At 34.1% G+C, this 7,440-nt stretch carries 7 protein-coding genes and 2 pseudogenes; all 9 read left to right on the top strand.

Going from position 1 to position 7,440, the window contains the following annotated elements; translation table 11 throughout:
- Nucleotides 1-63: 63 nt before the first annotated feature.
- Nucleotides 64-647 (top strand): annotated as a pseudogene (locus tag JCM7501_RS16815) (glycosyltransferase family 39 protein); the annotation flags it as partial.
- A gap of 6 nt (nucleotides 648-653) precedes the next feature.
- Nucleotides 654-2,189 carry a mannosyltransferase YkcB-related protein gene (locus JCM7501_RS12165; protein WP_457921097.1) on the top strand — a complete coding sequence of 512 codons (1,536 nt, stop codon included), beginning with the start codon at nucleotides 654-656 and terminating at the stop codon, nucleotides 2,187-2,189.
- Nucleotides 2,190-2,389: 200 nt separating this feature from the next.
- Nucleotides 2,390-3,739 carry a tRNA (N(6)-L-threonylcarbamoyladenosine(37)-C(2))-methylthiotransferase MtaB gene (gene mtaB / locus JCM7501_RS12160; RefSeq protein ID WP_013150167.1) on the top strand — a complete coding sequence of 450 codons (1,350 nt, stop codon included), beginning with the start codon at nucleotides 2,390-2,392 and terminating at the stop codon, nucleotides 3,737-3,739.
- 36 nt (nucleotides 3,740-3,775) lie between these two features.
- On the top strand, nucleotides 3,776-4,120 hold the full coding sequence (locus JCM7501_RS12155; RefSeq protein ID WP_012994994.1) for a histidine triad nucleotide-binding protein: 345 nt from the start codon (nucleotides 3,776-3,778) through the stop codon (nucleotides 4,118-4,120).
- 111 nt (nucleotides 4,121-4,231) lie between these two features.
- Complete coding sequence (gene rpsU / locus JCM7501_RS12150) at nucleotides 4,232-4,417, top strand: 30S ribosomal protein S21 (protein WP_012994995.1); 186 nt, start codon at nucleotides 4,232-4,234, stop codon at nucleotides 4,415-4,417.
- A gap of 14 nt (nucleotides 4,418-4,431) precedes the next feature.
- A complete protein-coding gene (locus JCM7501_RS12145) occupies nucleotides 4,432-4,875 on the top strand; it encodes a GatB/YqeY domain-containing protein (protein WP_028992568.1) in 444 nt (147 codons plus the stop codon).
- A gap of 139 nt (nucleotides 4,876-5,014) precedes the next feature.
- Nucleotides 5,015-5,284, top strand: a complete 270-nt coding sequence (yqfC, locus tag JCM7501_RS12140) for a sporulation protein YqfC (protein WP_012994997.1) — start codon at nucleotides 5,015-5,017, stop codon at nucleotides 5,282-5,284.
- 11 nt (nucleotides 5,285-5,295) lie between these two features.
- Nucleotides 5,296-6,483 (top strand): sporulation protein YqfD, encoded by a 1,188-nt coding sequence (gene yqfD / locus JCM7501_RS12135; protein WP_013150169.1) that lies wholly within the window; start codon nucleotides 5,296-5,298, stop codon nucleotides 6,481-6,483.
- A gap of 5 nt (nucleotides 6,484-6,488) precedes the next feature.
- Nucleotides 6,489-7,440: pseudogene (locus tag JCM7501_RS12130) on the top strand (PhoH family protein); the annotation flags it as partial.

Raw genomic sequence — 7,440 nt, 5'->3', positions numbered from 1 at the left:
AATAAGTTATGGGTATTTAGTTAGGAGGAATTACTGGTGAGGAAAATAAAAATTTCGAAGGAGATGTGTACATTATTACTAATTTTAACTTTGTCGACAGTATTAAATTTTACTAATTTAAGTATAGAAGGATATGGAAACAAGTATTATGCTGCTGCTGTAAAAAGCATGACCATGAGCTTAAAAAATTTTTTCTTTGTGTCTTTTGATCCGGCTGGGTTTGTATCAGTTGACAAACCGCCGTTAGGTTTTTGGATTCAGGCAATTTCTGCCAAAATATTTGGTTTCAGGGGATGGAGCTTAATTTTTCCTCAAGCCTTTGCCGGGGTTATTTCAGTAGCCTTGATATATGTTATCGTAAAAAAAAGTTTTGGCGGCACAGCAGGCTCATTGCGGCTTTATCCCTCGCAGTAACGCCTGTTTTTGTAGCAGATAGCAGAAATAATACGATAGATAACTTGCTTGTTTTAACCTTGCTTTTAGCTTCTTTGTTTTTGCTTAAAGCCGCGGAAAAAGGTAAGTTGAGATATCTTCTTTTAAGCTTTGCCTTAGTCGGCATTGGCTTTAATATAAAAATGTTGCAGGCATATATGATCATTCCAGCTTTGTATTTTACGTATATTATTTCTTCTGCAGTACCTATTAAAAAAAGGATGTCCCAGTTGGCTATTGCTACAGTCGTTTTACTTTTAATTTCTTTGTCGTGGGCGATAATTGTGGACCTAGTACCTAAAGAGGATAGACCTTACGTAGGAAGCAGCACCAACAATACAGTAATGGAACTCATAATAGGCCATAACGGCCTTGAAAGGCTAGGAATTGGAAATAGCGGTTTTCCAAGCGGTGCGAACCGCATAAGAATTTCTGATAGGCAGGGTCAGCCTCCAATTAATGATAGAGATAGCAATTTTGCTCCTATTCCTCAAATACCAAACCAATATGGGCAAGATATGTTTGGCAAACAATTTGACGGATACAATCCGCCGCAGAATAATTTCGGCCTGGATGGTCAAAACAACATGATGCCACCAGCCAATAAGGGAAGAAATATACAGCAACGTGCAGGAGGAATGGGCGGAACTTTTGGAGGCCAAGAAAAAGCTAGCATAACCAGGCTATTTTCCAACAATAGCCTTTCTGATCAGATAATATGGCTATTCCCTATTGCAATATTTGGATTTATATCAGCCTCTATAAACACAAAATTAAAAAGGCCTTTTGATAATAAAGAAAAATTATCATTGATATTTTGGATTTCATGGCTATTGCCGGTTTTCCTGTATTTTAGCTATTCAACAGGTTTATTCCATCCATATTATTTAACCATGCTTGCACCACCAATTGCAGCACTTGTTGGCATTGGTCTTGTGTCAATGTGGCAATCTTATAAAACAGGTGGATGGACTTCATGGATTTTACCTGTTGCCCTCATTATAAACGGCTTAGTTCAGATTTTAATATTGTCGTATCATTATAATATGTCGAATATTCCTAAGATAATAATGATAGTATTGTCTGTTTTATGCTTTGCCTCAGCAGCTATACTTATTATTTTAAATTTAGTAAAAAGTAAAAACATGAAGCTAAGGAAGGTGCTGGTTGTTGCTGCTTTTGCAGGCCTTTTAGTAGCTCCTACAATTTGGTCAGCGACTACCATATTTTATCCAATGTCAGGGACTTTCCCATCAGCCGGTTTAGACCTTGCCTACAATAGAGAGGGTAGAAATCTTGACTCTACTACTGTTGATAATTCTAATGAGAAATTAATAAGTTTCTTACAAAAGAACAAAGGAAATGCAAAATATTTGCTTGTTGTTGCTTCAGCGCAGGATGCAGAAGACATAATAATTAAAACTGGTGAACCTGTAATGGCACTGGGAGGCTTTTCTGGTACTGACAATATACTGACTTTAGACCAATTTAAGCAGTTAGTCAAAAAAGGTGAAGTAAGATATGTACTAGTAAATGGAAGAGGAAATGGTTCAAACAGTGAAATAATGAATTGGGTTCAACAAAATGGCAAGGTTGTTTCGAAAAGTGAGTGGAGTGATACCAATACGACGTATAATCAGCAAAATCAAGTAGAAAATAATGTAAATTCAAATTTAGGCAATCCTAATATTGGCGGTTTTAATGATAGAAGTTTTGGGCAACTGTACGATCTAAAGGGGGTTAACATTAACGATTGATATATTCTGAAATGGCTATAATAATGTAGCCATTTCAGACTGCAGACAAAGCCCAAGGAATTCCGTATAATAAAAGGGATTCCTTGATTTAATGAAACAATTCCAACGCCAACGGCTTCCAGAAAAAATAAAAGTTCCTGAAAGTGCTTTTTATGTGATATAATATGAAGAAAAGATTTAATAGGAGGAGCACTTAAAAAGTGACAAGAGTAGATTTATCTCTTAAAAGAAATGGTCATAAAAAAGCTGTGGCTTTTTACACTTTAGGCTGTAAGGTAAATCAATATGAGACAGAAGTCATGGCTGAGCTTTTTAAAAAAGCTGGTTATGAAGTAGTTGATTTTGACGAAAAAGCGGATGTTTATGTAATAAACACTTGTACTGTAACAAATAGAAGTGATATGAAGTCAAGGCAGGAGATACGAAAAGCTAGAAAGAAAAATCCTAATGCGGTGGTAGTAGCTGTTGGCTGCTATGTACAAGTAAGTCCAAAAGACGTTTTTTCTCTTCCGGAAGTGGATATAGCGATTGGTACCAAAAATAAAGACAAAATAGTGGAATTAGTAGAAGAATTTACACAAAAACATCAAAAGTTGAGTGTGGTAAATAATATAATGACTCAAAAAGAATATGAAGAGTTTGAGGTGACAGCCTATACAGAAAGGACAAGGGCATATGTAAAGATTCAAGACGGCTGCAATCAATACTGTACTTACTGTATAATTCCTTACGCTAGGGGACCTGTAAGAAGTAGAGAGCCTGAAAAAATATTAGAGGAAGTAAAAAGGTTTGCTGATTCAGGGTATAAAGAAATTGTACTTACTGGTATACACATAGCTTCCTATGGCAAGGATTTAAAAAATATTGGGCTTTTGGACATTATAAAGAGAATTCATGAAATAGATGGCATAAAACGGATAAGACTGAGTTCTATTGAGCCTGTCTTTTTAACGGAAGAATTTGTAAAAGAAATAGCTAAGTTGCCTAAGATGTGTAGGCATTATCATGTATCCCTTCAAAGTGGGTGTGATGAAACCTTAAAAAGAATGGGAAGAAGGTATACTACAAAGGAGTATAAAAGTGTAATTGATAGGTTGAGAAAATACATCAAGGATGTGGCGATAACTACAGATGTGATGGTGGGATTTCCTGGGGAGACTGAAGAGGAGTTTCTCGAGACTTACAAATTTGTGGAAGAGATTTGCTTTAGTAAAATGCATGTTTTTAAATATTCAAGGAGAAAAGGTACAAGAGCTTATAGCTTCCCAAATCAAGTGGCAAATCATATAAAAGAAGATAGGAGTAAAAAGCTTATAGAATTGTCTAAGAGGTGTGAATATAAATTTATGGAGAGTTTTATAGGGAAAACTTTGGAAGTCCTTTTTGAACAACCTGTTAAGAATATGAAGGGTTACGTAGAAGGCTTGACTGATAATTATTTAAGTGTAGCTGTCAAAGGGGATATAAAGTTACTTAGAAATGAGATTTATCCAGTAAAAATAAAGGAAAGAAAAGATAATTTCTTAATTGGAGAAATTGAAGGAATTTAACCAGACGTGTAGAATATAAGAAAAGGAGGTGATAAGATGTCAGATTGTATTTTTTGTAAAATTATAAATAAAGAGATATCTTCCAATATAGTTTATGAAGATAATTTAGTAGTAGCTTTTCGTGACATTAACCCCCAGGCACCTGTACATATCCTCATTGTGCCAAAAGAACATATACCTACATTGTTAGATTTAAATGAAAATAACAAACATGTAGTATCTCATGCCTATATGGTAGCAAAAGAATTGGCAAAAAGTGAGGGCATTGACGAAAAAGGTTATAGAATTGTATCAAACTGTGGAAATGATGGGGGACAAACAGTATATCACATACATTTTCATCTTTTAGGCGGTAGATTTATGACTTGGCCACCAGGTTAATCATTGACACATTATGGGTTTAGGAGTATAATAAAATGAGAATTTTAAGCAATACATCGCAGCAAAATACGCAGCTTAGTTTGAGCAGTTTATCTGGAGGGAGGGAGAGTAGTGGCTGAAGTAAGAGTCGGCGAAAACGAATCCTTGGACAATGCTCTGAGAAGATTTAGGCGTCAATGTTCTAAAGCAGGCGTTTTATCAGAGCTTCGCAAAAGAGAGCATTACGAGAGTCCCAGTGTAAAACGTAAAAAGAAATCTGAAGCAGCAAGAAAAAGAAAATATAAATATAATAAATAAAGGAAGTGCTTGCCATGACCCTAAAAGAGCGAATATACAAAGACATGGTAGAAGCTATGAAAAAGAAAGATAATTTTAAAAAGAATATTTTAAGCATGGTAAGAGCTGCCATTCTCCAAGTTGAAAAAGATACTCAAAAAGAATTGGATGACCAAGAGGTAATTAATGTAATTTCTAAGGAGATAAAACAAAGAAAAGAAGTATTGCCGGATTACGAAAAAAGTGGAAGGCAAGACTTAGTAGATAAAGCCAGAAAAGAAATTGAGATTATGCTTTCTTATTTACCGAAGCAGCTATCCGAAGAGGAAATAGAGGAAATAGTGAAAAAAGTTATAGAAGAAACGGGTGCTAAAACCAAAAGCGATATAGGAAAAGTAATGGGAAAAGTAATGCCAATGGTAAAAGGGAGAGCAGATGGCAACCTCGTAAAAGAGATAGTAAATAAATATTTACAGTAAACAAAGGACTTGATACCATCAGGTGTCAAGTCCTTTAGTAATTTTATCCTCCATACCAGAGAACTGTTGCCTATTAAAAAGGGAGAGAATTTTTTTAATTTTATTTCTCATAAAATTTTAAAAGAAGGGAGGCTACGCTATGAGAGATGGGATAAAAAACGAACTTGTAAATGCAATAGACTTTCCAAAAGAGGTACTGCTTAATCTCCCTAAAGTAACTTTGATAGGTAAAAACCATGTTACTATAGAAAACCACAAGGGAATTATTGAGTATATTCCTGAAAGGATTAGGGTGAATACAACAATTGGAGTCATTAGGATATTAGGTAAAAAAATGATAGTGAATTCTATAATGACAGAGGTCATAACTATTAGCGGGGAAATAACAAATATAGAAATATTGGTATAGGAGGAGTATTTTTGATTGCAATAAAATTATGGAATTTTATAAAAGGATATGTTATTATTAAAATTGAAGGTTTGTCAATTGAAAAATTTTTAAATCTTATAATGGTAAATGATGTCTATATTTGGGATATTGAGCGGAAAAATTATACAACTGTAGTTGCAAAAGTAAGTTTAAAAGGTTTTAAGGAAATAGTGTCTTTTGCGAAAAAAACTAGCTGTCGTGTTTCAGTGATTTCTAAAAGAGGATTGCCCTTTGTAATTTCGCGATTAAAAAGAAGAAAATCATTGGTTTTTGGGGCGGTAGTTTCTATTATACTGATTTATGTATTTTCTACTTTTATATGGGAAATTAATATAGAGACCGTCAACAATGTAAATGAAAAAATGGTTTTAGAAAAGCTTTCACACTTGGGGTTGAAGCCAGGGGTTTCTAAATTTGCTATAGATGTCAATAAAATAGAGACCGAATTTTTATTACAGAACAATGATATATCCTGGGTAGGAATAAATATAAAGGGTACTAATGCTTTTGTAAAAGTTGTAGGTAAAACAAAACCTCAAGAAGTATTGTCAAAAGATGAACCTTGCAATATAATAGCTAAAAAAGATGGTATAATTTATAAGATGACGGTTTTAGAAGGGGAAGCGATAAAAAAAGTTGGAGATACAGTAAAAGCGGGAGATATAATTGTTACAGGTATAATTGAAAAGCCAGGACTAGAGACAAGATTTGTGCATGCTGATGGTCAAATTATTGCAAGGACATGGTATGAAGTTTATGCTGACGCAGAGCTAAAAAAAGAAGTCTTTGAAAGGACAAACAACAAGATAACCGTTACAAAAATAATATTTGGCAATAATACTATAACTATATCGCCTAAAAAAGTAGACTTTAAGAATTTTGAAAAAGAGGAAAAAGAGATAATATCAAAAGGTTTTCCAATTAGAATAATAAAAGAAGTGTATTACGAAACTAAGCCTAAAACTATTGTTTTATCTAGAGAGGAAGCAAAAAATGTCGCTTTTGAAAAAGCATTAAAAGAGTTGGAGAAAGTTTTAGGACCTCAAAGTAAAATACTAAACAAAAAAGAAAGTTATGTGATTATACAGGATAAAATATTAAGGGCCAATATTACTGTAGAAGTTTTAGAGGATATAGGAATGAAAGAAAAAATTTCTTATATAGGAGGGGAAAACTGACTAAATTGATTAAGGAATTGGCTATCAATATTGAGGATATAGATCAAGCTGCCAATTTATTTGGGAACTTTGATGAAAATATTAAGTTAATAGAAGAGGGATTGGACGTCAAGATAGTGTTAAGAGGAGGAACTATTAAGATAACGGGGGAAGAAAAAAACGTGGAGTCTGCGAATAAACTTTTTAACAAGTTGATGGGCATGATTGAAAAAGGAGATGTGATTACTACTCAAAATGTTTTATACACTATGAATATGATTGAGGCAGGAGAAGAAGAAAAACTAAAATCTTTAATGTCTGATATTGTTTGTATAACAGCAAGAGGCAAACAGATACGGTGCAAAACTTATGGGCAAATGAAGTATGTAGAAGCTATGAGAAAAAATCAGATTGTATTTGGAATAGGACCTGCCGGTACAGGCAAGACCTATTTGGCTATGGCAATGGCTATTACAGCATGAAAAACAAAGAAGTAGGCCGTATAATTTTAACAAGGCCGGCTGTTGAAGCAGGAGAAAAGTTAGGTTTTCTGCCAGGAGATTTGCAAGAAAAAGTTGACCCTTATTTAAGACCTTTATACGATGCTCTTTACGACATTTTAGGAGCAGAGGTTTTCCAAAAGTACATGGAGAAAGGCTTAATTGAGGTAGCACCACTAGCTTATATGAGAGGTAGAACTTTAGACGATTCTTTTATAATACTCGATGAGGCTCAAAATACCACTCCCGAACAGATGAAAATGTTTTTGACACGTATAGGCTTTGGCTCTAAAGCTGTTATAACTGGTGACGTAACTCAAATAGATTTGCCACGAGGGAAAAAATCTGGCTTGAAAGAGGTTATGGAAATATTAAAAGGAATAGAAGGCATAGAGTTTGTAATGCTTTCTGAAGAAGATGTGATAAGACATCCTCTTGTAGCTAAAATTATAAAAGCTTATGAAATTTATGAGAAGTA

Source organism: Thermoanaerobacter thermocopriae JCM 7501 (assembly GCF_001310975.1).
GTDB lineage: Bacteria > Bacillota > Thermoanaerobacteria > Thermoanaerobacterales > Thermoanaerobacteraceae > Thermoanaerobacter > Thermoanaerobacter thermocopriae.
The sequence above is the reverse complement of the archived record's forward strand: the minus strand, read 5'-3'. Positions and strand labels throughout refer to the sequence as shown.